Source organism: Acidimicrobiales bacterium, from assembly GCA_035533095.1.
In the GTDB taxonomy this organism is placed as follows: domain Bacteria; phylum Actinomycetota; class Acidimicrobiia; order Acidimicrobiales; family Palsa-688; genus DATLUM01.
In genome coordinates, this window is sequence record DATLUM010000065.1 from 14,453 (window position 1) to 38,618 (window position 24,166).

A 24,166-nucleotide genomic window follows, 5' to 3' on the forward strand; every position below is an offset into this window, starting at 1 on the left:
ATCCATGCTCATAGCAACCTGGATGCCCGCGAGCAGCGGAAGGGTGATCGCCGGTCTGGGTGTCGCCATCGTCTCCGCAGGCCTGTACGACCTGGGGTACATCCTCGAGAAGCAAGCCCTCACCGATCTCCCGGCGGTCCGTCCGAATCCGGTGCACCTCGCACGCACCGTTGTGCGGTCCCGGCGCTGGCTGGCCGGGTTCGTCGCCATGCTCGCCGGGCTGGGCCTGCAGGTAGTCGCCCTCACCCTGGCTCCGGTGTCGGTGGTGCAACCCGTCCTGGCGGCCGGCCTGGTCGGCCTCGTCGTCGCCGGCGGTCCCGTCCTCGGGGAGCGGTTGCACTGGCGCCAGCGGGCGGCGCTCATCCTCGTGATCGCAGCCGTCGTGGCGATCGCGATCTCCTCCCAGCCGGGCGCCCGCCTGGCGAGGTCCGTCCCCGCCGGCCGCTTCGCTGCGCTGGCCGTCCCAGCGGCGCTCCTCGCGGTCGTCGCGGCGGTGACAGGTCTGCGGGCTTCGAGTCGCGGACCCGGCCAGGTCCCGCCGGCTTGGACGGCGGCAGCTCTGGCCGGCGCAGCCGGCCTGCTGTACGGGCTGGGCGCGGTGGCAGAAAAGGCGGTCGCCACCGACGTCGTCGGGCGGGGGATCTACGGCGGGGTGGTGGCATCGTTGTCGTCGTCGTACCCGTGGCTGTTCGTGCTCGTCACCCTCGCGGGGATGGTCGTGTTCCAGGTGGCGCTGCAGGCGCATCCCGCCTCGATGGTTGCGACCGTCTCCAACGTCGTGTCCAGCGTGTGCGCCCTGGCCGGTGCCTCGATGATCTTCGGCGAACTTCTCCTGCCGCACGGGTGGTGGTCGGTCGCCCGCTTCGCCGGGTTCGCCGGTGTGGCGGGTGCACTGGGGCTTCTGGCGAGGGCCCCACGGGAGCTGCCTGTCGAGGCGGCGATCACATAGTGATCGTCGATACGGCGCCGGCGGGCACCGCGGAACACCCGGTGGCAGCGCGCAGCCGCTCCTGGCAGATCGGCATCGCCGCTGCGTTCGCGCTCGGGCTGGCGATCCGCCTGGCATCGGTGCTCCTGCGGCCGCACCTGGCCGTGGGCGGGGACCCTTTGGAGTACGTCGGCCAGGCGAACCTGCTCGTCCAGGGGAAGGGCTGGATCGAACCGATGCTCTACCACCATGGCGTGACAGCGCAGACCGCCAAGTTGCCGCCGCTTTTCACGCTGCTCATGGCGGTCTGTTCGCTGGCCGGGTTCAAGAGCTTCTTCGCGCACCGGATATGGTCCGCCATCCTCGGCTCCGCCGCCGTCCCGGTGGCGGCGTTGCTGGGGAGAGAGGTGAGCGGGCGCAAGGTGGGTTTTCTGGCGGCGGTTCTGGTCGCCGTGTACCCGAACATGTGGATGAGCGACGGACTGGTGATGTCGGAGACGATCTCGCCCATCCTCTCGATGCTCGTCGTGTGGGCCGGCTATCTGATGTGGAAAGACCCCCGTCCGCGCCGTGCCGCCGTCCTCGGAGTCACGATCGGTTTAGCGGCGCTCGCCAGGGACGAACTGCTGCTGCTCGCAGTACTGGTGCTCCTGCCCGTCGCGCTGCTCGCGCGTGAACGAACCGTGCGCGAGAGGATCAAGCTTGTGGTCGTCGGTACCGCATGCACCGTCGTGGTCATAGCGCCGTGGATCGGGTTCAACCTGAGTCGTTTCTCGCATCCCGTGCTCATATCCGACCGGTTCGGGCTGACCGTCGCGGCATCCAACTGCGACTCCAGTTGGAACGGTCCGCTGCGCGGCTACTGGTCCATGCCCTGCGCGCTCCAGTCAGCTGTCGGTGTGCGAGGCGACGAATCAGCGGTCGACCCGGTAGCACTCCGAAAGGGCTTGCACTACGCGGCGGGCCATCTCGGTGGGTTGCCTTCGATCGAGCTGGCCAGGCTCGGCAGGACGTTCGCGTTCTACCGGCCGGTGCAGCAGATCAACGTCGACAGCTTCGTCGAAAGTCGACCGCGGTTGTGGGCGTTCGTCGGGTTGGGGATGTTCTACGGGTTCGCGGCGGGAGCGATAGCCGGCGCAGTCCTGCTCAAGCGGCGCGGCGTTCCCGTCTTTCCCATGATCGCGGTCGGCGTCGACGTGGTCGCAGCGGTGCTGCTGACCTATGGACAGACGCGGTTCCGAGCGAGCCTCGAGCCGCTGCTCGTGATCCTCACTTCGGTGGCGGTGGTCGCGCTCATCTCGCGAGAACCCTCATCGATTCCAGCGCCGTCCGATCCCACGTGAGCTTCGACGCGTAGTCGAGAGCGCCGGCATGGAGGCGGCGCCGGAGCAGGTCGTTGGAGATGATCCAATCGAGAGCGTCGACCATCGGGTCACCTGGCTCCGCGAGGAACCCGCTCCTGCCATCGAGCACTGCGTCGACGTGACCCGAGATCGGGCTCGCCACTGCAGGCGTTCCGCACGCAGCGGCCTCGGTGAGGGTGAGCCCCCATCCCTCGTAGGCGGACGCCGAGGCGACCACCCACGCCCGCTGGTACAGCTCGACCAGTTCGGCGTCGCCGATCCTTCCTGGTATCGACAGCCATCCGGTCGCGCCGTGCGCTGAGGCGAGCGCCTCGAGGGCTTGTCGTTCGGAACCTTCTCCCGCTATGACAGCTTGCAACGACGGGTGGCGTTCACGCAGCTTCACGAGCACCTCGATGAGGCGATCGAATCGCTTGTAGGGCACCAGTCTTCCTACAGCCACGATGAGGGGGTCCCTGTCCCGCCGGCGCGCCGGGCGGAACCGCTCGTCAACGCCCGGTCGCACGACGGTCACCTGGGCGGCGTCCAGACCGAGGTTGGAGACGATCTGGTCGCGCGACGACTCGGACAGCGTGACTACCGGCGTGCGCCTGTAGCAGCCGGGCGCGAGACGGCTCTCGATCGTCCTCCCCAACGCCGCCAGCGGTGCCGGCATCACGAGATCCCACATGCGGTCGTGCACGTGGTGGAGGAAAACCATTCGCCGCTCGCCCGCCCACAGCGGTGAGAAGAAGGGCATTCCGTTCCAGATCTCGACCGTGGCGTCGGGGCGTGCGCGCCGCCGGCGGGCGACTGCGCGGGCGGCGGCGACAGGGAAGATCGCGTACCGGCCGGCGGGGCGTTCGACCTTGTATCCCTCGACCGTCGCGGACCTCGGCTCGCCGGGCGACCGTGAAGCGGTGATCGTGACGTCCACCCCGGCCGCGGCCCAGCGCTCGGCGACCCGAGACGCGTGGACTTCCGAACCGCCGGCCTCTGGGTGATCGAGGTCTCTCCACGCCAGCATCTCGATGCTGCGGATCCCTGCGTGCTTCGCTAGATCGTCGACACTCGCGTACGGGTCGTCGACCACGCCGAGCGGTTCGGCGTCGAGCTCGCCGTCGTCACCCGAGCGCAGGCGGGCGTCGAGCCAGTCCTTCGTCACGATCGTCCCGCCACGCTCGGCACGGGAGATCCCGGTGCGCCGTCGCGGGCAAGAGCCGTTACAGGAGCGGCGGGCTGTACGGGACGGAAGCGGAGCTTGGCGCGGAGTACGGGTCGTTCGACGAGGAGGTAACTGGCGGCAGCGCTCAACGTCGCCAACCCTCCAGCGAACGCGACCAGGTCGACGAGAGGGATCGTGAACAGCTTGTCGCCGGTCCAGCGCAGGAACAGCTCGATCCACGCCTCGTGCCACAGGTAGATCCCATAGGAAACGACTCCGATCAGCGCGAGCGGCTTGAAGGCGAGCAGGCGCCGGACGAAGCCGGAGTCCTGCCGGCCCACCACGGCGGGCAGGACGATGAAGAAGGCGAACAGACCGTAGAGCGTCTGGCGGAGGAGGCTCACACCGACGGGCGAGTTGGTGATCGGCGTCAAGGGCAGTCCGATGTTCGACACTCCAATGAACGCCGCTGCCGCCAGGCCCCAGCTGACCCACGGGAGCGAGGGGTGCCAGAGAAGACGCGGCCGGCGCCCGGTCGCCTGCGACCATGCGCTGAACACCGCGAGCAGCATGCCGAGCGCGAACAGATCGGCGTAGCCGGGGAGCCAGTTCGGCATCGTCAACGCGAGCGTCCCGTGAGCCTGCAGGACGACGGCCCGGTAGATCACGCTCAGCGCGAAAAGCCCGGCGAGACCGGCGAGCTCCACCCTCATCTGGGAGCCGGGGTCGCGGCGCTTACGGCCGATCAGGAGTGCCCACAACGGCAGTGCGAGGTAGAAGGACATCTCGGTGCACAAGGACCACGCTTGGGTGATGCCGCTCACCGCGTACGCCGGCGAGTAGATCTGGGCGAAGCCGAGATACACGGCCAGCGCGCCCACGCCGCGATGTACCTGGTCGGCATGCAGGACGTAGCTGACGACGATGAAAGCGAGCCAGTAAGCGGGGATGATCCTTTTCAACCTTCGGACCCAGAATGCGCCGATCGCGGGGCTGTCCCTGTGGTCGAAATGGCTGACGGCGAACTGCCGGTACAGAAGGAATCCGGATATCACGAAGAACACCGAGACGCCGATTTCGAGCCGGGACGTGTAGTCGCCGATGCCGCTGCGGCCCGTGTAGCCGGACACGAAGGTGGTGTGCACACCGAGGACGGTGAGCGCTGCGATCGCTCGGAGGCCGTCGAAGCACGGGAATCGGGTTGTCTTGCTCGGCTTGGCGAGGGTTATCGGAGCGCTCCCGGGTCCATCTGGCTCATGGCTGGGCGAAGGCCGAGGTTACCGAACTACCGGTCTTGCCGTCGCCCTGCGACCGGGGAGCTTCACCACCTCTATCGCGTTCGGGAGCTGCTCTTTGATCTCCGGATCGTGTGTGACGACCAGCACCTGGCGGAACCTGGCGCGAAGCCGCTCCAGGGCCAAGAGCATGCGGGCCTTGCGGTCCTCGTCGAGCGGCCCGAAGACCTCGTCGAGCACCAGCAGCCCGACCGACCCGCCCGACTGGAAGTGGATGTGCTCGCTGATCGCGACCCGCAAGGCCAGATTTGCCAGGTCTATCTCCGACCCGGAAAAACGATCCAGTCCGAAGACCCTCCCGCCGTCGCTGATCTGCAGTTCGTACGTATCAGGATCGACGAGCAGCTCGTCGTATTCGCGGTCTGTCAGCTCTGCGAAGAGCTCAGCTGCGTGAGTCGACAGCCGCGGCCCTACGGACGCCACGACGGTGTTGCGGAACTCCGACAGCAGATCTGCCACCCGGGCGGTGTGGCGGGCGTCCGACTCGAGCCTCGACAGCTTGGCGTGCTGCTCGCGGGCCTCCTCCAGTCGCTTGGCGGCTCCGGCCGCCCGTTCGGATTCGCGAGCCGCGACCAGGGCGGACTCCGCGGCCGCTTTGGACGCCATCCGCCGGGCGGCCGCCACGGTCTCCTGCGTTTCTTTAGCCGCTCGCAGTGCGTCGGAATCGAATCCCAGAGCGCGCACCTTTTCGCGTAGGGCCATGACCTCCTGGGTGGCGATCTCCAACCTCTCCGACGTCGACGCGATCGACGCCTCCAGGGCAGGCCGGCGTGCGAGCATGCCCTGCAGCCGTTCGGCCTTGGCGCCGGCGGCTCGCTTGGCGTCCAGGAGCGAGCGCAGTGCCGTCGTCTCTGCCTCGAGGGTTCCGAGGGGGCGAGCGCTGCCACCCCAGCGCGGGCACTCGGACACCAGCTTCTCCCACGCGCCGGCCAAGGAACTCTCCGCATCCGCGCGCCGCGCGGCGAGTCGTTCCCAGTCCGCCCGCGCCTTGGTCATCTCGTGTGCCGTCTTCTCGTAGCCGGCGAGATCCCGCGCCGCTCGGCCGGCGATGCCGGTGGCCGATTCCGAGCTCGCCACCGCCTCGCGGTGGCGCTGCTGCGCTGCAGCCAACTCGGACGCGCGGTGGGCCTGGACGGTTTCGAACGCGTCGCCGAGCGCCTGGCCGCACACCGGGCAGTCAGCCTCCGCGGACAGTCCCGTGGACCGCTCCACCGTCTGGCGCGCGCGCTCCAACTCCGATGCGGCCGAATCTGCAAGGGCCGTAGCGCGGGCGGCATCCTCGCGCGCTTGGGAGCAGCGGGCGCGGGCCACCTCGAGACGCTCGAGATCCGGTACCGGGGGCTCAGGGGGAAGCTGGAGCGCGCCGAGCGCGCCGGCAGCGTTGAGGACCGCTTCCAGCAGGCGAAGTTCGAGTTCTGACTCCGCCCACCCGTCAGCCAGCAGCGCCAGCTCGACCAACTCCTGTGCCGCGCCGTCCAGCAGCTGCAGCTCTGCCCGCTGTTCGCCGAGCGCCGCCGTCGCGCTGTCCAGTTCGTGGCGGGCGGCCTTGCCCTCGAGCACCAACGCCTCATGCTCCTGCCGGCGCAGGTCTTGCTCCGCTACGACGCCGGCTGCTGCTTCCAGTGCGGCGTCTGCTGCTTCAGCAGCCGCTCCGTCGTCGGCCGCGACCACCGCCGCAGCAGCTGCCCTGGCTTCTGCGTCGGACACCTCTACTTCGAGGGCGGGCACGTCGGCGAGCATTCCCCGGAGGCGGTTGTGGTCGGCGGACAACTGCCGGGCGTCGCGGCGGGCGGCGTCGCGCGCGGTGTCCAGCGGGGTCACGCCGAGAAGCTGGAGCACCAGCTTGCGGCGGTCCGCCGGCGCCTGGTTGGAGAACGCCGCCAGCTGCTTCTGCTCCGCGAACACCGATGCCCTGAACGCGGCGTCGTCCATGCCGAGCACCGATTCGACATAGCGCTCGGCATCCCGGATACCGGTCGACATGAGAAGGCCGTCGCAGTGCATCTCGACGCTGACGGTCGAGTTGATGCCCTTCAGCGTGCGTCGCGCGAGGTAGAGGTGCCCCTCGTGCTCGAACTCCACCTCCGTGACGCAGTCCCCGCCGACCCCTGAGGAGCGAACCTGCTCTTTGTTGGTGCGGGACTTCCCCCACAGCGTGAACAGGATCGCTTCCAGCAACGCCGACTTGCCCGCCCCGTTCGGCCCGTAGATGCCGACGAGCCCGGGCGGGATCTCGAGGTCGAGCTCGTCCTCGTAGACCCGGAAGTTCCGCAGGTATATCCGGGTGAGCAGCAACGCCGGTCAGCTCCCCCCGGCGGCGACGATCGCCCCATCCAGGTAGTCGTGACCGAGGTCGCGCACCCGCTTGCGGTCGAGGCCGGTCAGGTCCTGACCCTCGAGGTAGCCGTCCCACTGGGCTCCGAGCGTCGTCACGGTGGGCAGCTCGGCATGCATGGTCGTAGCCACGAACTGCGGTTCCAGCCTCAGCGCCAATGCAGCCGCGGCGGCGTCGCGGATCTCCTGCATGTCGAGCATGCGGTACACGTCGGGGTCGATCCCGTCTATGTACAGCCGGGCGACCGCACCGACTGGGACCTCGGACGCGCGGGCGAGCACCCGCTCCTGCAGCTCGCGCGGAGAGAGACCGAGCGCGTACACGGTCTCGAGGGTTACGAGAGGCCGGCATCCCTCGAGCGGCACGTGGCGGCACTCGCCGCTGTCGGTGTCGAGCACGACGATTCCCTTGGCGGTGCCGGGATCGTCGGCGAAAGTGAAGGTGTCGGTGGAGCCGGCATACCACATACCGTCCGCAACACGTGCGAAGGAGTGGTAGTGACCGAGGAGCACGAGGTCGGAGCGGAGGCGTCCGGCGTCGACCTCGATCTCGTTGATGTCCGCATGCTGCGGCTGGAGCTGGACCAGCCTCGGGTGGGTCAGGAGCAGGTTGGTCCGGCCGGGATCGCGCCGGCGGGCTGCCTCGTCGAGAGCCTCGAGAGCCGCCTCGACGGTCATCATCTGGGGGACGGCGTGGATGACCAGCCCGGCGACCTCGAAGCGCTCGTAGGCGAGGCGGTGGGCGAAGTGCATCTCTGGGAACGTGTCGGCCAGCGCGGAGTAGGGGCTGCCCGTGCCCGGCAGGCGCGGGGTGTCGTGGTTGCCGCTTATGACGGCTGCCTTGAGGCCGTGCTCGCGGATCTTGGCCATGCCGCGCTGCGCCACCCGGAACGCTCGGTAAGTCGGTCGCGGGTGGTCGAACACGTCGCCCAACCAGACCACGAGATCCGGCTCCTGGGCCAGGGCGAGGTCCACGGCGGCCTCAAAGGACTGCTCGAAATCGACCTCCCGCTGGTTGACCCCGCCAGCCGTGGTGATGGGTAGGTAGGAGCGCCCGAGGTGCGCGTCCCCTATCGCCGCAACACGCATGCCCCCAGCAAACCAGAGTGGTAGGACGAATACCAAGCATGTCATTTGCTCCTCGTAGTGTGGTCGTGTGCGAAACGAGCCCGCCCGTGCCGGGCGCTCGGCGCTGGAGTGCTACCGGACCGAGGTCCGGGAGCGCCGGCGAGCGTTCACGCGCTGTGCTGCCGCAACATTTGCGTCGGCGGGCCTCGGCTGGCTGGCGCTTCGTCTCGGGGGCGACGCCGGCAACGCGGCGTTTGCCGGCGCCATCGTGCTGCTGGTTTCCGCCCTGTGGATGCGGCCCAGCCCCGACCCCGAGCGGTGGTTGCGGGGCGCGGCCGGCGAGGTGGCCACCGCCCGGATGCTGGAATGCCTGCCCGACCGCAAGTGGGTGGTCCTCCACGATCTTGCGGTGCCGGGGAGCAGGTCCAACGTCGATCACCTGGTGATCGGCCCGACGGGAGTGTGGGTCGTCGACTCCAAGACCAAGCGGGGGCGGGCTCGCCGGGGACTCGGCGGCGTGAGGTTCGGGGATCACCGTCTCGACACCGGGCCGGTTCGCTTCGAGGCGTCGGTGGTCGAGGAACGGCTTGGTGTGAGGGTCCGGGCTGTCGTGGCGGTTCACGGCGCGGGGTTGCCGCGGCGCGGCGTGAGAAGCGGGGGAGTGCGGGTGGTCCCGGCCGGCAGCCTGGTCGGCCTTCTCACGCGGCCTGGCTGGCCGCCGTGGCGGCGCAGGTGCAGGCGTTCCGAGGTGCGCCGGCTGGCCCGCTTGGCGGAGTCGCAGCTCGCACCGGCAAGATGTAGCAGTCCATACGGGGGGTGGTACCGGTCGAAGCGAGATCCGAGGGAACCGAGCCGGCAGGTGGACGGGAGGCGGTAGGCGCCGGAGGGATGGTGCCGGCAGCCACGGTGGTGCCCCTGAGGGAAGAGCGTGACGGGCTGGAGGTTCTCCTGCTCCGGAGGAATTCTCGTGGCGCGTTCGGCGGGATGTGGGTATTCCCCGGTGGCAAGGTCGACCAAGCGGACTCCGTGCAGCCAGCGGGAGATCCCCCAGGCGAGGGCGATCTCGGCACGGGTAGCCCGGCCGAGATCGCCGCTGCGCGCCGGGCGGCGGTGCGCGAAGCCAAGGAGGAGGCCGACCTCGACCTGGACGAGTCGTCGCTCGTCACTCACTCGTTCTGGTTGCCTCCGCCGGAGGCTCCGCGGAGGTTCGCCACGTGGTTCTTCCTCGCGCCGGCGGGCGGCGAGATCGTCGTGGACCAGGGGGAGATCCATGAGCACCGGTGGCTGGCGCCGGTGGAGGCGATGGCCGCCCGTGACAGCGGGGAGATCGAGCTGGCGCCGCCGACCTTCATGACGCTGTGGTGGCTCAGCACCAAGAAGACGGTCGCCGAGGCGATCTCGGAAGCGGCGGCGCGCGAGCCGGAGCGGTTCCAGACGAGGGTGGCGCTGGACGGGTCCGGGCGCCTGGCGGCGACGATGTGGGCCGGTGACGCCGGCTACGCCGACGGGGACCTGGAGCGGCCCGGGCCGAGGCGCCGGATGTGGATGACGGCCGGCGGCTGGCGGGTCGAGGTGGACGGCTAGTCAGTCCACAAGTGCCGAGGTGTTCGCGGCGGCCGACGGTCTGGGCGCGGGAGGCGCCGGCGTCGAGCGTGCGAGGTCCGAGTAGAGGTCGACCAGAGCCGGCACCGCGAAGGGGGCGTGGAGGTTGACGAGCAGGCACTCACCCGGCATGAGCGTCTGGATCTCCGCGCTTTGAGCGCTGATGTCCTGCTTCGCGGAGGAACGCAGCATGTTGCGATCCTTCTCGTCTGCGAGCCCGAGGATGAAGAAGGTGTTGAACTGGCTCAGCAACTCGTCATCGAGCAGCTTCGGCTGCTGGGTGACCGCGCAGAGCCCGACATTGAACTTGCGTCCCTCGCGTGCGACGCGCGGGAAGACGTTCGATTCCCTGTCGCCCCGGGCGCCGAGCACCCTCTGCGCCTCCTCCAACGCGATCGACACCACCGGCATTCGCTGGTGCCGGTCGGCGTCGTCGAGGTACGCGGCCTGCCACGTCTCGAGGACGCGGCGGGCGAGAAACGACGCCACCAGCACCTCTTCCGTCGACCCCAACCCGCTCACGTCGACGAGCACGACCTTGCCTGAAAGCAGGTCGTCGATTATCCGACCGCCGGCGGACAGCCCGGGGTCGGTTGCCACACAGCGGAGATCCACGATCCGCCGGGCCCGGCGGTGCACAACCTGGAGCGTGTTCAGCGCGACGCGCGATGAGATCTCCACGTCGCGAAAGCCCGTGAGATCCTCGACGGCAGCGAAATCTGCCAGCCACGCCAGGCCCGCCGTCCCGTAGTGTCGCTCGAGCTCGTACAGAGCCTCCTCCTGCGGGCGGCTCCAGTCGTAGGCAGTGCGCAGATCGTCGACGGTGAGCTCGGCGAGGCTGATCTTCAACGCGGAAGTGCCTGGAAGCGAGCGGTTGGCATATACGCGAAGTGACTCCGACGCCCAGGGGTGCCGGGTCAAAGCCGTGCGGTACTCGCCGTGGGGATCGACCAGCAGCAGCGAGTAGCGGCCGTTGGCACGCATCACTCCCGCGGCCAGAACCTGCATGAGGTTGGACTTGCCCATGCCGGTGGTGGCGAAGACCCCGATGTGGGTCGCGAGCGAGGAGCCCGGGATCCCCACCGTGAAGTCGACGACGGCTTCTCCGCTGCGCAGGCGCCCGATCGGAAGATCGCCCATCCTCTCGGACAGGAAAGCGAAGTCCTCGGCTTCGGGCGCCACGACGGCGGAGAACTGGGTCGGCAGGCTCTTGGGTTTGCGAAAGGTCTCGCGCGGCCCCGATCCCGACTCCGGGGGGGCGAGGTATCCGAGGCAGCGGCAGTCGGCGATCCGGTACGTGCGCCGGTCCTGCTCGTGCAGCGGGTGAATCCCGGCTTCGCCGCGCTCGTCGTCGGCGAGCAGCGTGCCGGCGACCCGCTCGGCCCAGCCCGGTTCGCGGTGCTCGGATCCGTACGTGACGTCGACGACCCGGAAGAGGTAGCGGCGGTCGGTTACCGGGTCGACACCCACGAGGAGCTCGCCTATGAAGAGATCCTCGTCGGGCGCCGCCCGGAAGGTTCCTTCCAGCACGTTCCGCCCGTACAGCCTGCCTCTGACCCGCCGCGCCGTCGCCGCGAAACCCATCATCACGCCCTTTCCATCAATCGGTGCCGGTCCGCGAACGCCCGCTCTCTCACGTCCCAGGGCACTCCCGCCGAATCGAGCACGTCCTCGATCGACGCCCACACCTCCTCGCGGACGTGGGAGGGGCAGGCGGCGAGCCTGTCGGCCACGCTGAGCGGGTAGGGATAGCCAGGGAAGGCGGCATCGTCGCACAACGCCGAGATCGTGGCGAGCAGGTCTTCGACTTCCGCCCGCCCAAGCGAGCCCGGCAGGTCGACGCGAAAAGAGAACCGCGCGTCGGGATCGAGCCTGGCCACCACCACCTGAATCCCGGCTCCGACATCGGGACGGGTACGCGCAACCGGAGCCCACCAGCACGAGCGTGGGCCGAGCTCGTCGGCGGCGAGCCGTTCGAGCCGCCCCAGCAGTGGAGCGCCGCCCCATGTGAGCGAGGTGTGTTTCGTGATACCGGCGACGACGACCCCGCGGCTCGCGGCCGTGGAAAGGAGTTGCTCGAGCCAAGCCGAGGAGATGCGCCAGTCGGGCTGCAGATCCCCGTCGACGAGCACGACACCCCCTGGGAGCGTGTCCTGCACGCACGACGCGACCGCCTGCCACTCCAGCCAGTCGCGCAGGAGATTCACATCGACCGGTGACTCGGGTGAGACGGGGGCGTCCGATCCTGCCAGCGCACGCTTCTCCTCTCCCATTCCGAAAAGACAGACGCGCAGCGTGCCCTCGTCCTCCACGGTGCAACGCCCCGCCTGCCAGCGGACACGGGAAGCTCGCGCGGCGTACACCTGGACGCACCGGGCGTCCGCGACGAGTGCCTGGCCCCCGTCGACCGCCCAGACGTCGGGAGGTTCCCCTCGGCGCTCGAGCGTGTTCAGGCGAATGTCGGGCTCGAACTCGAGGTCGCTTCGACCCGGCTCGCGCAGCTGCGGACCTTCGCCACCCAGGATCTCCGCCAGGCGGGTGCCGGTTGCCACAAGGGTTGTATCGGAGTGCGCCGCTTCGAACATCGGGGAAGAATGTTCTCATGCCCAGGGCCATATGGAGCGGATCGGTCAGCTTCGGTCTGGTCAACGTGCCGGTGAAGCTGACCACAGCGACCTCGCCGAAGGACGTGCGGTTCCACCAGCTGCACGACGAGGACGGCGGTCGCATCAACCAGAAGCGGGTCTGCTCCATCGACGGCGAGGAAGTCGACTACAGCCACATCGTCAAGGGGTACGACCTGGGCGGGGGGCGCTACGTCACGGTCACGCCCGAAGAGCTCGCGGGCCTCGATGTCGCGGCGACCCGCACGATCGACATCGAGGAATTCGTCGATCTCGCCGAGATCGATCCCGTCTACTTCGAGCACAGCTATTACCTGGTTCCTGACGGCCGGGCCGAGAAACCGTACGCCCTCCTGGTCGAGACCATGTCACGCACGGGCAAGGTGGCCATCGGCCGCTTCGTGCTTCGCACCAAGCAGTACCTCGCGACCATGCGCGCACGCGACGGGGTGCTGATCCTGTCGACCATGCTCTTCGCCGACGAGGTGGTCGATCCTGCGGACCTCGACGTGCCGAGCGCGGCCGACATGCAACCGACCGACAGGGAGCTGAAGATGGCGGAGCAGCTGGTGGAGTCGTTGTCGGCTCCGTTCGATCCGGCCAAGTATCGCGACGACTATCGCGAGAAGGTTCTCGCGCTCATCGACGCGAAAGCCGAGGGTGAGGAGATCGTGGCTCCCGAAACCCCGGCGGCTCCTGCCCCCGTCGTCGATCTGATGGCCGCGCTCGAGGAGAGCCTCGCGAGAGCGAAGAAGCGGTCGGCCTGAGATCGTGGCGGCGGGACAGAAGCGGGTCGAGGTCCACGTAGGCAAGCGCACCCTCAGCCTGTCGAACCTGGACAAGGTGCTCTGGCCCGAGACCGGCTTCACGAAGGGGCAGCTGATCGATTACTACTCCCGAGTCGCGGAGGTGATGGTCCCGCACCTCACGCGCCGCCCTATAACCCTCAGAAGGTGGCCGAACGGCGTCGACGGGCAGTCTTTCTTCGAAAAGAACTGTCCGTCACATCACCCGGCATGGGTGGAGTCGGTCCAGATGGGCGACGTCCGCTACTGCACTCTCGACGAGCCGGCGGCGCTCGTGTGGGTCGCAAACCTCGCCGCCATCGAGTTGCACCCGAGCCTCGCCCGGGCGCCCGACCTCGAAGTCCCCACCGCGGTCGTGTTCGATCTCGACCCCGGAGCGCCCGCCGACATACTCACCTGCGCCAAGGTCGGGTTCATTCTCCGGTCGGCGCTCGAACGGCTCGGATTGGAGACGTGGCCCAAGACCTCTGGCAGCAAGGGCCTCCAGATATACGCACCCCTGAACTGCGGCGCCGGTTACGACCGCGTCAAACCCTTCGCGCAAGCGGTCGCCCAGCTTCTCGAACGCGACCACCCGGACCTCGTCGTCAGCAACATGGAGAAGTCGATACGCAAAGACAAGGTGCTCATCGACTGGAGCCAGAACACCGCGTCGAAGACGACGGTTTCCGTCTATTCGGTGAGGGCACTCGACCGGCCGAGCGTCTCGACACCGGTCACCTGGGACGAGCTCGATCACGCGCTCTCCTCGCGAGACGCCTCAATCCTGCGCTTCGGGCCACAGGAGGTGCTCGAACGGGTCGAACGGTTGGGGGACCTGCACGCACCCGTCCTGGAGCGTCGCCAGGAACTGCCCCTCTGAAGAGTCTGCGCCGCGAGCGGCGCGAGCCTCTTCAGAACTCGAGCGCGCTTAGGTCCGGGTACCACTTCGCGGCGCGGTTGGTTGCCTCCCGCCAACGGTCCCGGTAATTGGGCCGGCCGCTCGGCTCAACGGTCTGCGCGGGATTCCACGTGGCGGCGATGTCGTCCATCCCCTTCCAGGTGCCGACGGCGAGACCTGCGAGCAGCCCCGCCCCGAGCGTCGTCGCCTCCAGCTCACGTGAGACCTCCACCGGCCGGTCGCAAGCATCGGCCAGTGCCTGCACGAACACCTGGTTGGCGCTCATGCCACCGTCGACGCGCAGGCGCTCGACGCGCAGGCCGGCGTCCTGTTCCGCGGACTCCAGCAGGTCGGCGCCGGAATGGGCGATTCCTTCGAGCACGGCGCGCACGATCTCCGGCCTGCCGGAACCTCGTGTCAGCCCGAACAGCGCGCCTCTCGCCCCGAAATCCCATTGGGGGGTGCCGAATCCGAGCAGCGCCGGTACCGCCACCACCCCGCCGGTTTCCTCGCACTCGCCCGCCACGGCTTCGGACTCGGCGGGACTCGAGAGGAGACCCAGATCCTCCACCAACCAGTCGATGGCCGTTCCCGCCGCGAGCATGATCGCCTCGACACCCCACGTGATGCGCCCCTCCCGCTGCCAGGCGATTATCGGGAAACAGCCGCCTCCCCCGCGGGTCGAGAACCCCGGTCTCGAGTCGCCGGTGCACACATCGAGCATCGCTCCCGTGCCGAACGTCGCTTTGGCGAGGCCCGGTCCCGTGCAGCCCTGCCCCGCGAGGGACGCCTGCTGGTCCCCTATGAGCGAGCACAGCGGGGGGGCTCCGGGAAGCTCGCTGGCAACGCCGAGCTCGCCGCTGGAATCGACTATCCGAGGGAGAGAATCCGGCGGCAGCCCGAGCTTGTCGAGGAGGTCCTGGCGCCAGCCGAGGCCGTCACGGCTGTAGAGGCCCGTCACCCCCGCGTTGCTCGGGTCGGTGATGTGCAGCCGACCTCCGCTCACGTTCCACGCGATCCACGAGTCGACCGTACCGAGCTTCGCGTGCGCGCACCGGTCTGGGCCGGCCTGCTCGAGAAGCCAGGCGAACTTCGTCGCCGCCTCGCTCGGCGAGAAACGGACTCCCTGGGCCTGCAACTCCAGGCACATACCGACGGTCCGCAGGTCCTGCCAACCAAGACCGGGACCGAGCGGTTCGCCGGTGGTGGAATCCCACGCGATCGCCGACGACCGTTGAGCCGTGACGCCGACAGCGTCGACCGGACCACCCGCGTCCAGGGCCTGGTGCGCGACCTCCATCGCGGCGGAAGCCATGGCGGCGGGATCGAACTCCACCAGACCCGGCATCGGTACGTGCGGAGGAAGCGGGCGGCGGCGGACGTGCTCGACGGTCGCGTCGGGGCGCACGATCGCGGCGCGCACGCTGCTCGTTCCCACGTCGATGACGAGAATGCTCACGGTTCGGGCCACTCCTTGCGGATATCGCCGAACGGCGACGGAAGTCCCAGCTTGCCTGGGTTCAAGATGCCGTTCGGATCGAGTGCGGACTTGATCGAAGCGAGCACGTCGAAGCCGCCGCCGAGGTGGTCCGCCATGTATCCCGCACGGTTGATCCCGACACCGTGGTGGTGGGAGATGGCGCCGCCCCGCTCGGCGGTGGCACGCATGATCGCTCCGAACGCCTTGCGGTAGTAGGCCTCGCCGGCACCGTTCGTTGGGGACTCGGGCCGGCCGGCGAAGGTGAAGTAAAGGCACGCCCCGTCGGTGTAGGCGTGGGACTGGTGCGCCGAGGCGGTGATCGTCCCGTCGATCGCGCGCAGCGCTTCGGTAGCGGCCCGGTAGATGCCGGGAAGCGCAGCCCAGATCCCGGAGATCTCGACGGTCTCGACGATGATCCCAGCGCGCACGAGCGAGTCGAGCGACGGAAGCTCGTTGCGGTGCTCGAGCCAACGAGCTGCGATTCCGGCATCGAGCGTCCTCCCTTGACGGGCGCACTCCTCGTCGACGACCTTCATGACGCCATCGATTAGCGCGGGGTCGCCCTCGTCGATCACCACGAGAACCGCTTCCCCGTCGACCTCGAAGTTACGGCGCGACTCCGCAGCGTCGTAGAGCCGGAGCACGGCCGGCGTCGCGCCCCGCCGCATCACCAACCGGCAAGCCTCCAGCCCCTCTTCGAATGTCGGGAACCCGTACACGGACCGCCGTTCGGCCGGCGGCGCCGGGTGGACTCTCAGCTGTACCCCCGTGACGACGCCGAGAGTGCCCTCGCTGCCGACGAACAGCTGTGTGAGATCGGGACCTGTGGCCGCACGGGGTGCTTTGCCGCCGGTGTGGATCACGGTCCCGCCGGCGAGAACCACCTCGAGGCCGGCGACGATGTCCTCGATCTTGCCGTAGCGCGTCGAATACTGACCCGCGCCCCGGCACGCAACCCATCCACCGACAGTCGACAGCGCGATCGACTGCGGCCAGTGCCCGGCGGTCATCTCGTGGTTCGATCGCAGCTGGGCTTCGAATTCGTCGCCGAATGTTCCCGCCTTCGCCGTGACCAGAAGCGAGGTGTCGTCGACGTCGGTGATCCCGGTGAGCCCGGTGAGGTCGAGCGAGATCCCACCGAATACTGGGATGCTTCCTCCGCAGACGCCGCTCCTGCCGGCGAAGGGGACGACGGGGACGTTGGCGTCGTTGCACGCACGGAGCACAGCGGACACCTCGGTGGTGTCGGCAGGTCTCACGACAGCGGTGGGGATCGCGGGGTTGGTGCCTTCGAGGGCCCACACCACCGACAGCGGCCACCAATCCCGCCCGGCACGCACCCTGGCCTCGTCGCTGCTTTCGACGGAGCTGCACACGTCGCGGAGGCGCCGGATGAGCTCGTCGGCCGGGGTGGCTGCGGCGGTCGAGCCGGAGAACCTCGAAGGCCGGCCCGCCGCGTCCGCTCCGAGCTCGGCCGGCACGTCACGACCGGTCATCTCGAAGCTAGCTCCTGAAAGGCTCTGCGGTCCGACTCGATCCCGGCTTCGAACGCTGCAAGCTGACGCGCCGTCTCGCCACCGTCCCACCCGAGCTCGGCGGCGAGCAGCTGCGCGACGGACGACGCCGCGGATGCCGCCGCCTCCCTGTCGAGGATGCGTGCCCTGGTCCTGCGCGACAGGACGTCGTCGAGCGTGAAGGCCATTTCGTGACGGGCCGCGAACACGGCCTCAGCCTTGAGATACGGCAGCGAGTCCGAGATCGGGTCGGCAAGGCCAGGTAGCTCCCGGCACAGGCGGGCGATCTCGGCCGCCTCGCTCCCGTAACGGCCACTGAGGTGTTGCGATACCGGGTCCCCGGAGTCCCGCCCCGAGCTTGGCGCCGACACCGGCGCGCCGGCGAGGCTCAGGCGAGCAGTGCTCGAACGGCGACGCGCGCCCTTGGCATCGGGGAGGACACGGAGTGCGGCGCCGACGGTGTCGGCGGCCATCAGGCGATACGTCGTGAGCTTCCCTCCGGTCACGGTGACGAGGCCGTTGGGCGAGGTCGTGACGGAGTGGCGGCGCGAAAGGTCCGCCGTCCTGGAGTTGCGGGCGTCGCTGACGAGCGGGCGCAACCCGGCCCAGCTGCCGGTGACGTCCGCCGGCGTCAACCCGGCCGAAGTCCAGCGGTTCACGGCGCGCAGGACGTACTCGACGTCACCGGCATCGCATTGGGGATCGTCGAGGGGGCCGTCGTAGTCGGTGTCGGTGGTGCCGATGTACGTGAAGCGGCGCGAACCGTCGGGCCCTTCGGCCTCATCGGCGGCCCACGGCACGACGAAGACCGATCGCCGGTCCCCCGGCACCGCGAGCACGGCGGCGAAGTCGCACGGGAGCTTCGAGGCAGGGACGGTCAGGTGGATACCTTTCGCGGGCCGGATGGCCACCGGGCTGCCGGCCGCGTGCCCGTCGAGGGTCGCCACCTTCTCCGACCAGACACCGCCGGCGTTGACCACCACGCCCGCCTGGATCCGGGTGCCGTCGGCGAGGACGGCGCCCGCCACACGGCCACGCTCCTGCACGATCTCCGCAACAGGCGAGTAGTTGGCGAGCACCGCGCCGTGTTCCGCTGCGGTGCGCGCAATCGCGAGGGTGAGGCGAGCGTCATCGGCCTGGGCGTCCCAGTAGAGGAAGGACGCGACCAGCTGGTCGGTCCTAATTGACGGAAAATGGCGGAGCGCCTCGCTGGCGTCCAAGCGTCGGTGGCGCTTGCCTATACGGATACCGCCCGTGAGGTCGTAGGTCCACAGCGCGACCGAATACGCCTTCGCCACGCTCTTTGACACCACTCCGTCCTTGCCGAAGAGAGGCACGAGGAAGGGGAGAGGGTGCACCAGGTGCGGCGCGTTCGTGAGGAGTCGTTGGCGCTCGTGCAGAGCCTCGTACACCAACCGGTAGTCGTGCTGTTGGAGGTAACGCAGGCCTCCGTGCACCATCTTCGAAGACTTCGAAGATGTCCCCGAGGCGAAATCCCGCGCCTCCACCAGCGCGGTGCGCAGCCCGCGCGCAGCGGCATCGAGAGCGGTCCCGCAGCCCGTGATCCCTCCGCCGATCACGAGCACATCGAACCTCTCTGCGGCTAGGCGCTCCAAGGAGCGCCGGCGGTCGAACGGCACGGTCACGGCGCAACCCTAGAGCCTGCGGTCTGCGGCGGCCGAGGCTGTGGTCTGCGGCGGCCGAGCCTGCAACCTCGAATCCTGCGACACTCGGACGCCACCTGGCAGGATCTGCGCCCGTGCTTCCCGTCCCGCGCCGGTGGTCGGACATCTCGCCCGCGTGGATGACCGCAGCGCTGTCCGGGCGCCATCCCGGGGTCGTCGTGTCCGCAGTCACGGTCGAGGACGCCGTCGACGGCACGAACAGCAGGGCGCGCCTCCGCCTCTCGTACGGAACCGGATCGTCGCACGAAGGACCACCCTCGGTGTTCGTCAAGCGGGAAGGTCCCCTCATGCACAGGCTCGCTCTCGCCGCCCTTGGCGCGCTCACCGCCGAAGCACGGTTGGCACTGTCGGGAGCTCTGCTACCCATCGAGCATCCGCTGACCTACGACGCGGGCATCGACCTGGCACGGCTGGCGGCGATCGTCGTGATGGACGACGTCACCTCGCTCGGCGCGCGGCCGAACCAGGCCACCACGGCTCTCACCGTCGACGAGGTGCGCGACGGGCTCGCCGGTCTGGCATCTCTACACGGCGCCTTCTGGGAGAGCCCGCTACCCCCCGGCCTACAGTTCCTACGTCCCTGGCGTCTCGGCAAACGGTGGGCGCCCGTGTCCGCTGCGAGCCTCGCCCGGGGCATCAGGCGGTTGAAAGACGGGGCACCGCGACTCAACCTCCCGCGGTCCGTCGACGCTATCCGCCTAGAACGTCAGTTCCGGCGCAGCGCCTCCCTCGCCGCAACTGGTCCCCAGACCGTGCTGCACGGCGACCCGCACCCCGGAAACACGTACGCGCTGCCCGGATATCGAACCGGTTTCTACGACTGGCAGCTCGTGCGCACCGGCAACTGGTCGCACGACGTCGGCTATTTCATGGTCAGCAGCCTCTCGATCGAGGACCGGCGCGCGCACGAACGAGACCTGCTTGCGGGTTACCTCGAGCTATTGGCCGGCGCCGGCGTCGAGCCACCCGGTGCCGGTCCTGCGTGGGATCGCTACCGGTCGACGCCGGCGTTCGGCCTGGGTACGTGGATGCACACGATCTCGGCGGGCAGCTTCCAGCCTGTTGACGTCTGCGTGTCGACCATCGAGCGTTTCTCGGCGGCCTACGCGGACCTCGACACCGCCCGCTCCGCGGTCGCCGGCGGCTAGGGCTGCCGGCTTCGCCGTCGCGGAGGAGTCCGGTCGTGCAGCGATGCCAGCGGGTCGTGCAGCGATGCCAGCGGGTCGTGCAGCGATGCCTGCGGGTCGTGCAGCGATGCCAGCGGGTCGTGGAGGCGTCGGCGACCGGGTAGGCGGCCTACCTCCGTGAACCACTCCCTTCCCATCGCTAGCCGGAACACCGGCCCGGGGAGGCGCAGCAGCCATGCGATGGTCCTGTCCTCGCGATCGGCACTCGCCTGGCTGGCATGGGCCGCGATGGCTGCTCTCTTGCGGTCCGTGTACGGGCGCACGTCGACAGCATGCGTGATGGTCGACGGGTCGGCGTACCTGCTGTCGAAGCGGGAGGGTTCGAATTCCGACGATCTCGGCCGGAACCAGGTCACGGCCTTGAGAGCCCGTTGAAGCGCTCGCCGGTCAACCGTCGCTTCGAGCAGCACAGGGACCGAGGCCAACGACGACGCGATCCTGCCCACCCGGTGTACCTGCACGTGATCGGGGTGACCGTACCCGCCGGCGGGGTCATAGCTGACGAGCACGCTCGCCTGCTCTTCGAACAACAATGCCGCGAGGCGGTGCGCGGGCACCTCCGGAGGAAGGTGGCAGAAGCCGTCGACGGGCGCGTCGGTGCCGTCCATCCCGGAGTCCGCATAGCCGAGGATCTCGAGTCGTGCGCATCCCAGCAACCTCGCGGATTCCTCGAGTTCCAAAGCGCGAGCCGACGCGAGCCGACCGCCGGCGGTGAACTCTTGGGAGGCGAGTCCCGCCTCACCGCAAGTTGCCACGGCGAGCACGACCCGGTGTCCCTCGGCGGCAAGACGGGCCATGGTCCCTCCGGTGAGCAGAGCCTCGTCGTCAGGATGGGCGTGGAAGAAGACGATGGTGAAGGTCACCCGATCAGGGCGAGCTTGCGCCGCGGGTCCTCGCTGGCTCCGGCGACAGCGCGTGCGCGGTCGTACAACGCTTCTGTCGCGTCGAGGATGCCCGGCCACGAGACGGGCGGCGGGACAGCACGAGCATGGGTGCGCATGCATCCACGCAAGGACTCCGAACCAGCCAACCTGACGATGCTGTCCACCATCTCCGCGTCGCCGCAGGACAGCAGGCCGTCGGTTGCGTCGACGATGAACTCGGACACGCCGGAACCGCGGTGAGCGACCACGGGAAGCCCGGCGCAACGGGCCTCCAGGGCGGCGATGCCGAAGGACTCGAGTGTCGCAGGGGCGATGTAGAAGTCCACGCCGGCGTACATGTCCCTCAGCTCGGTGTGGGTCGCAGGCCCACGCAAGCTAACCCAATCGGCCATGCCGGTCGTCTCGACGTAACGCTCCAAAGGCCGGCGCAGCGGCCCGTCTCCCACGAGAATCGCCTCGAGGCGTATGTCTGCAGGCAGCCGCGCTCTCGCCTCGCGGAGCATGCGGAGCAGCGGCCCCGGTCTCTTGCGCACCGCGAGCCGGCCGACAGTCGCGACCACGACTCGATCGGGCGAGCGGGGCAGATCCTGCACCTTCCATTCCGCCGCATCGACCCCGTTGGGGAGGATGGTCACCGGCGTTCGGCCTCCGAGGATACGCCTGAGCGGTTCCGCGGCCGGTGAGCTGACGGCCGACCAGGCGACGCGCCACTCGCCCCATCGAGCCAGACGATCTGCGGCCTGGAACAGCGGAGTCGCGCCCGCCCACAGAGAGTGGACTGTGACCACGGTCGGGAGGCGGGCCGCGGAGGCTCGTGACGCGGTGACGAACGCGAGCGGGGAGAAGCTCGACGCGTGGACGTGCACTACATCGAAACCACCTCGAAGAACTGCCTTGCAGCCGACGACGGACCACTCGTAGCGCATCCGGGTCGGGGAGGCGCCCCGGGCCGGTCGCACGACTTGGATGCCGTCCGCGGCACGCGAACCGTCTCCAGGTGCCGATGTGACCACGACGACGTCGTGCCCGGCGTCTCGCTGGCGGATCGCCAGCTCGTGGACCTGGCGCTCGATCCCCCCGAGGCGAGGTAGATAACAGTCGCTCACGTGAGCGACTTTCACCGCCGCGCCCCGAGGCGTCGCCTATGTTCCATCTAGCGACACATTACCTGTACGACCCATGCGCCACATGATCGTTCACCTGCTCGACCAGGCCCGTTCGAGGGAGCACAGTGCTCCATGATTGGGTCGTCGTCGCCCTGGGGCTGGGCGCGGCGTTCGCCTTCGCTCTATCGAGCTCGCTGAAGCATGTAAGCGCCGGGCACCAGCCGGACGCGCAGAGCATGCATCTGGGGAAGCTGCGGCGATTCGTGGGGTCGATGCTCTCGCACCCGTTGTGGCTCGGTGGTATCGGTTGTGACGTCGTCGGGCTGACGCTGCAGGTCTTCGCGCTGCACATCGGCGCGCTCACCGTGGTCCAGCCTCTGCTGGTGAGCGGGCTCCTGTTCGCCCTCGTGCTCCGCCAATTCCACGAGCACCACCAAATCAGCGGGCGGCAGATGGCCTGGGCGACGGTTCTGTGCGCGGCACTGGCGGGCTTCGTCGTGCTCGCGGCTTCGGGGAACAATGCGCACCGCCACGAGTCGGCCGACCACTGGCCGGCGGCGGTGGTCGGCGCCTGCGGGATCGTCCTGGCCGGGGTGTGCGTCGAGTTGGGTCGCCGCCAGCGGCGCGGCGGCAGGTCGGCGGCTCTGCTCGGCATAGCGGTCGGGACGATCTACGCGGCTCTTGCAGCGCTCCTGAAGGCAGTCACCGACATAGTGGCCCGGTCGCCGCTCGACGTGTTCACCAGCTGGCAGCTGTACGTCGTCTTGATCGTCGGTGCACTGGGACTGCTGTTGAACCAGCTTGCGTTCCAGGCGGGCCCGATCACCGCCAGCCTGCCCGCCGTGGCCACCGTGGACCCCCTTCTGAGCGTCGTCGTCGGAGTGGTGGTCTACGACGAGCACATTCGCAGCGGTCCCGGTGGCGGGGTCGTCCTTGCCCTGCTCGTCATACTGCTGGGCGCAGCGGTCATCCAGGTCGCCAGGACCCCTGGTGTCGCGCAAGAAGCCGCCGGCAGCTCGGGTAGCGCTGGCGATCTCGGGTAGCGCGTGGCGGTCGCTAGCAGCGTCCACTTGTCAACAAGGATTGTTATCTACTAACCTTTGTCATATGCGTTCCCCGGCGGAGATGGTCTTCCTTTTCAGGGAACGGGGTCTCAAGGTGACCCCGCAACGCGAGTGCATCTTCGACGTGCTCTGGGGGGCGGAAGCCCACCCCAGCGCTGAAGCGGTCTACGTCGAGGCGCGTACCCGGATGCCGACGATGTCGTTGAAGACGGTGTATCAGACGCTCAACGATCTCGCGTCCATGGGCGAGATCCAGCAACTGGATCTAGGCACGGGTGCGACCAGGTTCGACCCGAACGTCGACTCGCACCATCACCTCGTGTGCACACGGTGCGGCAAGGTGAGGGACCTCTACGCCGACTACAGCGCAATCGAAGCTCCGCCCGCGGAGAGCCACGGCTTCACGGTCGGCAGCGCGGAGGTCGTGTTCCGCGGCCTGTGCGCCGAGTGCTACGCAGATCCCCAGACAACCCCAGAAGGAGATAGATAGCCGATGCCGTCACTCAAGGACAGCAAGACACACTCGAACCTCAAGGAGGCGTTCGCCGGCGAGAGCCAGGCCAACCGCCGGTACTTGTACTTCGCGCAGAAGGCAGACGTCGAGGGATACCCGGACGTCGCGGCGTTGTTCCGCTCGGTCGCCGAGGGCGAGACGGGCCACGCCTTCGGTCACTTCGACTTCCTCGCGGAGATCGGGGATCCGGTGACCGGCGTAGCGGTCGGTGCAACCGAGGACAACCTGAAGTCCGCCATCGAGGGCGAGACCTACGAGTACACCGAGATGTATCCCGGCTTCGCGAAGACCGCCCGCGACGAGGGTTTCGACAGCATCGCCGAGTGGTTCGAGACGCTGGCCAAGGCCGAGAAGAGCCACGCCGGACGGTTCACCAGCGGGCTTTCGAACGTCAGCTAGGGCCCGGCGAGACGGCGGCGACCTGCATCCGCTTGGCGCGCTTTCTTCCGAGAGCCCCGAGCGAGTGCAGGACCCGCTCCGCTCGCCCAGGTTCGGCCACCCTCGGGCGGCCGAGTTCCGACCTTCTGGGTAGCCTAAGTATCCCAAAACCATACTTAGGCTACCCAGTTGCGGGCGCAATGGCTGAGGAGTCGAGCGGCTGAGGAGTCGAGCGGCTGAGGAGTCGAGCGGCTGAGGAGTCGAGCGGCTGAGGAGTCGAGCGGCTGAGGAGTCGAGCGGCTGAGGAGT

At 68.7% G+C, this 24,166-nt stretch carries 21 protein-coding genes; 10 read left to right on the top strand and 11 right to left on the bottom strand.

Annotated elements, in window-relative coordinates:
* Positions 1-22: 22 nt before the first annotated feature.
* Both VNF71_08290 and VNF71_08295 read left to right on the top strand, forming a co-directional pair.
* Positions 23-949, top strand: coding sequence for a hypothetical protein (locus VNF71_08290; protein HVA74549.1), 927 nt, complete (start codon positions 23-25; stop codon positions 947-949).
* A complete protein-coding gene (locus VNF71_08295) occupies positions 949-2,271 on the top strand; it encodes a glycosyltransferase family 39 protein (GenBank protein ID HVA74550.1) in 1,323 nt (440 codons plus the stop codon). The genes VNF71_08290 and VNF71_08295 overlap by 1 nt, the downstream gene beginning before the upstream one ends.
* Here VNF71_08295 and VNF71_08300 read toward each other — a convergent pair.
* Genes VNF71_08300 through VNF71_08315 form a run of 4 tightly spaced genes read right to left on the bottom strand, consistent with a single transcriptional unit; the run spans position 2,222 to position 8,199 of the window.
* Positions 2,222-3,436, bottom strand: coding sequence for a glycosyltransferase family 4 protein (locus VNF71_08300; protein HVA74551.1), 1,215 nt, complete (start codon positions 3,434-3,436; stop codon positions 2,222-2,224). The two genes, VNF71_08295 and VNF71_08300, sit on opposite strands and share 50 nt — an antisense overlap.
* Positions 3,433-4,665: an acyltransferase gene (locus VNF71_08305; GenBank protein HVA74552.1), complete on the bottom strand. Its 1,233-nt coding sequence runs from the start codon at positions 4,663-4,665 to the stop codon at positions 3,433-3,435. Before VNF71_08305 ends, VNF71_08300 begins: the two co-directional genes overlap by 4 nt.
* Positions 4,666-4,713: 48 nt before the next feature.
* Entirely contained in the window at positions 4,714-7,026 is a 2,313-nt protein-coding gene (locus VNF71_08310; GenBank protein HVA74553.1) for an SMC family ATPase, read from the bottom strand.
* Between the two features lie 6 nt (positions 7,027-7,032).
* Positions 7,033-8,199 (bottom strand): metallophosphoesterase, encoded by a 1,167-nt coding sequence (locus VNF71_08315; GenBank protein HVA74554.1) that lies wholly within the window; start codon positions 8,197-8,199, stop codon positions 7,033-7,035.
* Between the two features lie 22 nt (positions 8,200-8,221).
* Here VNF71_08315 and VNF71_08320 point away from each other — a divergent pair, with 22 nt between their 5' ends.
* Complete coding sequence (locus VNF71_08320) at positions 8,222-9,010, top strand: nuclease-related domain-containing protein (GenBank protein ID HVA74555.1); 789 nt, start codon at positions 8,222-8,224, stop codon at positions 9,008-9,010.
* 11 nt (positions 9,011-9,021) lie between these two features.
* A complete protein-coding gene (locus VNF71_08325) occupies positions 9,022-9,717 on the top strand; it encodes an NUDIX domain-containing protein (protein ID HVA74556.1) in 696 nt (231 codons plus the stop codon).
* On the opposite strand, the gene VNF71_08330 is transcribed toward VNF71_08325, so the two are convergent.
* Positions 9,718-11,319 carry an ATP-binding protein gene (locus VNF71_08330; protein ID HVA74557.1) on the bottom strand — a complete coding sequence of 534 codons (1,602 nt, stop codon included), beginning with the start codon at positions 11,317-11,319 and terminating at the stop codon, positions 9,718-9,720.
* 2 nt (positions 11,320-11,321) lie between these two features.
* Positions 11,322-12,320 (bottom strand): DNA double-strand break repair nuclease NurA, encoded by a 999-nt coding sequence (locus VNF71_08335; GenBank protein ID HVA74558.1) that lies wholly within the window; start codon positions 12,318-12,320, stop codon positions 11,322-11,324.
* 17 nt (positions 12,321-12,337) lie between these two features.
* On the opposite strand from VNF71_08335, the gene VNF71_08340 reads away from it, so the two are divergent.
* Both VNF71_08340 and ligD read left to right on the top strand, forming a co-directional pair.
* Positions 12,338-13,126 carry a Ku protein gene (locus VNF71_08340; GenBank protein ID HVA74559.1) on the top strand — a complete coding sequence of 263 codons (789 nt, stop codon included), beginning with the start codon at positions 12,338-12,340 and terminating at the stop codon, positions 13,124-13,126.
* A gap of 4 nt (positions 13,127-13,130) precedes the next feature.
* Positions 13,131-14,027 carry a non-homologous end-joining DNA ligase gene (ligD, locus tag VNF71_08345; protein ID HVA74560.1) on the top strand — a complete coding sequence of 299 codons (897 nt, stop codon included), beginning with the start codon at positions 13,131-13,133 and terminating at the stop codon, positions 14,025-14,027.
* A gap of 31 nt (positions 14,028-14,058) precedes the next feature.
* On the opposite strand, the gene VNF71_08350 is transcribed toward ligD, so the two are convergent.
* The 3 genes from VNF71_08350 to VNF71_08360 are packed head-to-tail and all read right to left on the bottom strand — an operon-like array spanning position 14,059 to position 18,685.
* Positions 14,059-15,504 carry an FGGY-family carbohydrate kinase gene (locus VNF71_08350; GenBank protein HVA74561.1) on the bottom strand — a complete coding sequence of 482 codons (1,446 nt, stop codon included), beginning with the start codon at positions 15,502-15,504 and terminating at the stop codon, positions 14,059-14,061.
* On the bottom strand, positions 15,501-17,021 hold the full coding sequence (locus VNF71_08355) for an FAD-binding oxidoreductase (GenBank protein HVA74562.1): 1,521 nt from the start codon (positions 17,019-17,021) through the stop codon (positions 15,501-15,503). Before VNF71_08355 ends, VNF71_08350 begins: the two co-directional genes overlap by 4 nt.
* Positions 17,018-18,685, bottom strand: a complete 1,668-nt coding sequence (locus tag VNF71_08360) for a glycerol-3-phosphate dehydrogenase/oxidase (protein HVA74563.1) — start codon at positions 18,683-18,685, stop codon at positions 17,018-17,020. The genes VNF71_08355 and VNF71_08360 overlap by 4 nt, the downstream gene beginning before the upstream one ends.
* A 113-nt stretch (positions 18,686-18,798) precedes the next feature.
* Between VNF71_08360 and VNF71_08365 the strand changes: the two genes are divergently transcribed.
* A complete protein-coding gene (locus VNF71_08365) occupies positions 18,799-19,872 on the top strand; it encodes a phosphotransferase (GenBank protein ID HVA74564.1) in 1,074 nt (357 codons plus the stop codon).
* Here VNF71_08365 and VNF71_08370 read toward each other — a convergent pair.
* Together VNF71_08370 and VNF71_08375 are read right to left on the bottom strand one after the other, a co-directional pair.
* The gene (locus VNF71_08370; protein ID HVA74565.1) at positions 19,869-20,774 is read right to left on the bottom strand and encodes a PIG-L family deacetylase; all 906 of its coding nucleotides are present in this window, start codon (positions 20,772-20,774) and stop codon (positions 19,869-19,871) included. The two genes, VNF71_08365 and VNF71_08370, sit on opposite strands and share 4 nt — an antisense overlap.
* Positions 20,771-21,901 (bottom strand): glycosyltransferase family 4 protein, encoded by a 1,131-nt coding sequence (locus VNF71_08375; protein HVA74566.1) that lies wholly within the window; start codon positions 21,899-21,901, stop codon positions 20,771-20,773. The genes VNF71_08370 and VNF71_08375 overlap by 4 nt, the downstream gene beginning before the upstream one ends.
* Before the next feature lie 125 nt (positions 21,902-22,026).
* Between VNF71_08375 and VNF71_08380 the strand changes: the two genes are divergently transcribed.
* From VNF71_08380 to VNF71_08390, 3 genes are all read left to right on the top strand, one after another.
* Positions 22,027-22,944 (top strand): DMT family transporter, encoded by a 918-nt coding sequence (locus tag VNF71_08380; GenBank protein ID HVA74567.1) that lies wholly within the window; start codon positions 22,027-22,029, stop codon positions 22,942-22,944.
* Between the two features lie 64 nt (positions 22,945-23,008).
* Positions 23,009-23,455 carry a transcriptional repressor gene (locus VNF71_08385; protein HVA74568.1) on the top strand — a complete coding sequence of 149 codons (447 nt, stop codon included), beginning with the start codon at positions 23,009-23,011 and terminating at the stop codon, positions 23,453-23,455.
* Positions 23,456-23,458: 3 nt separating this feature from the next.
* Positions 23,459-23,878, top strand: coding sequence for a rubrerythrin family protein (locus VNF71_08390; protein ID HVA74569.1), 420 nt, complete (start codon positions 23,459-23,461; stop codon positions 23,876-23,878).
* Positions 23,879-24,166 lie beyond the last annotated feature (288 nt).

Bases quoted from the DNA above. Each gene is read 5' to 3' on its own strand.
- VNF71_08290 (HVA74549.1), top strand. From the start codon at position 23: ATGCCCGCGAGCAGCGGAAGGGTGATCGCCGGTCTGGGTGTCGCCATC.
- VNF71_08315 (HVA74554.1), bottom strand. From the start codon at position 8,199: ATGACATGCTTGGTATTCGTCCTACCACTCTGGTTTGCTGGGGGCATG.
- VNF71_08325 (HVA74556.1), top strand. From the start codon at position 9,022: ATGGTGCCGGCAGCCACGGTGGTGCCCCTGAGGGAAGAGCGTGACGGG.
- VNF71_08330 (HVA74557.1), bottom strand. From the start codon at position 11,319: ATGGGTTTCGCGGCGACGGCGCGGCGGGTCAGAGGCAGGCTGTACGGG.
- VNF71_08335 (HVA74558.1), bottom strand. From the start codon at position 12,320: ATGTTCGAAGCGGCGCACTCCGATACAACCCTTGTGGCAACCGGCACC.
- VNF71_08340 (HVA74559.1), top strand. From the start codon at position 12,338: ATGCCCAGGGCCATATGGAGCGGATCGGTCAGCTTCGGTCTGGTCAAC.
- VNF71_08355 (HVA74562.1), bottom strand. From the start codon at position 17,021: ATGACCGGTCGTGACGTGCCGGCCGAGCTCGGAGCGGACGCGGCGGGC.
- VNF71_08385 (HVA74568.1), top strand. From the start codon at position 23,009: ATGCGTTCCCCGGCGGAGATGGTCTTCCTTTTCAGGGAACGGGGTCTC.
- VNF71_08390 (HVA74569.1), top strand. From the start codon at position 23,459: ATGCCGTCACTCAAGGACAGCAAGACACACTCGAACCTCAAGGAGGCG.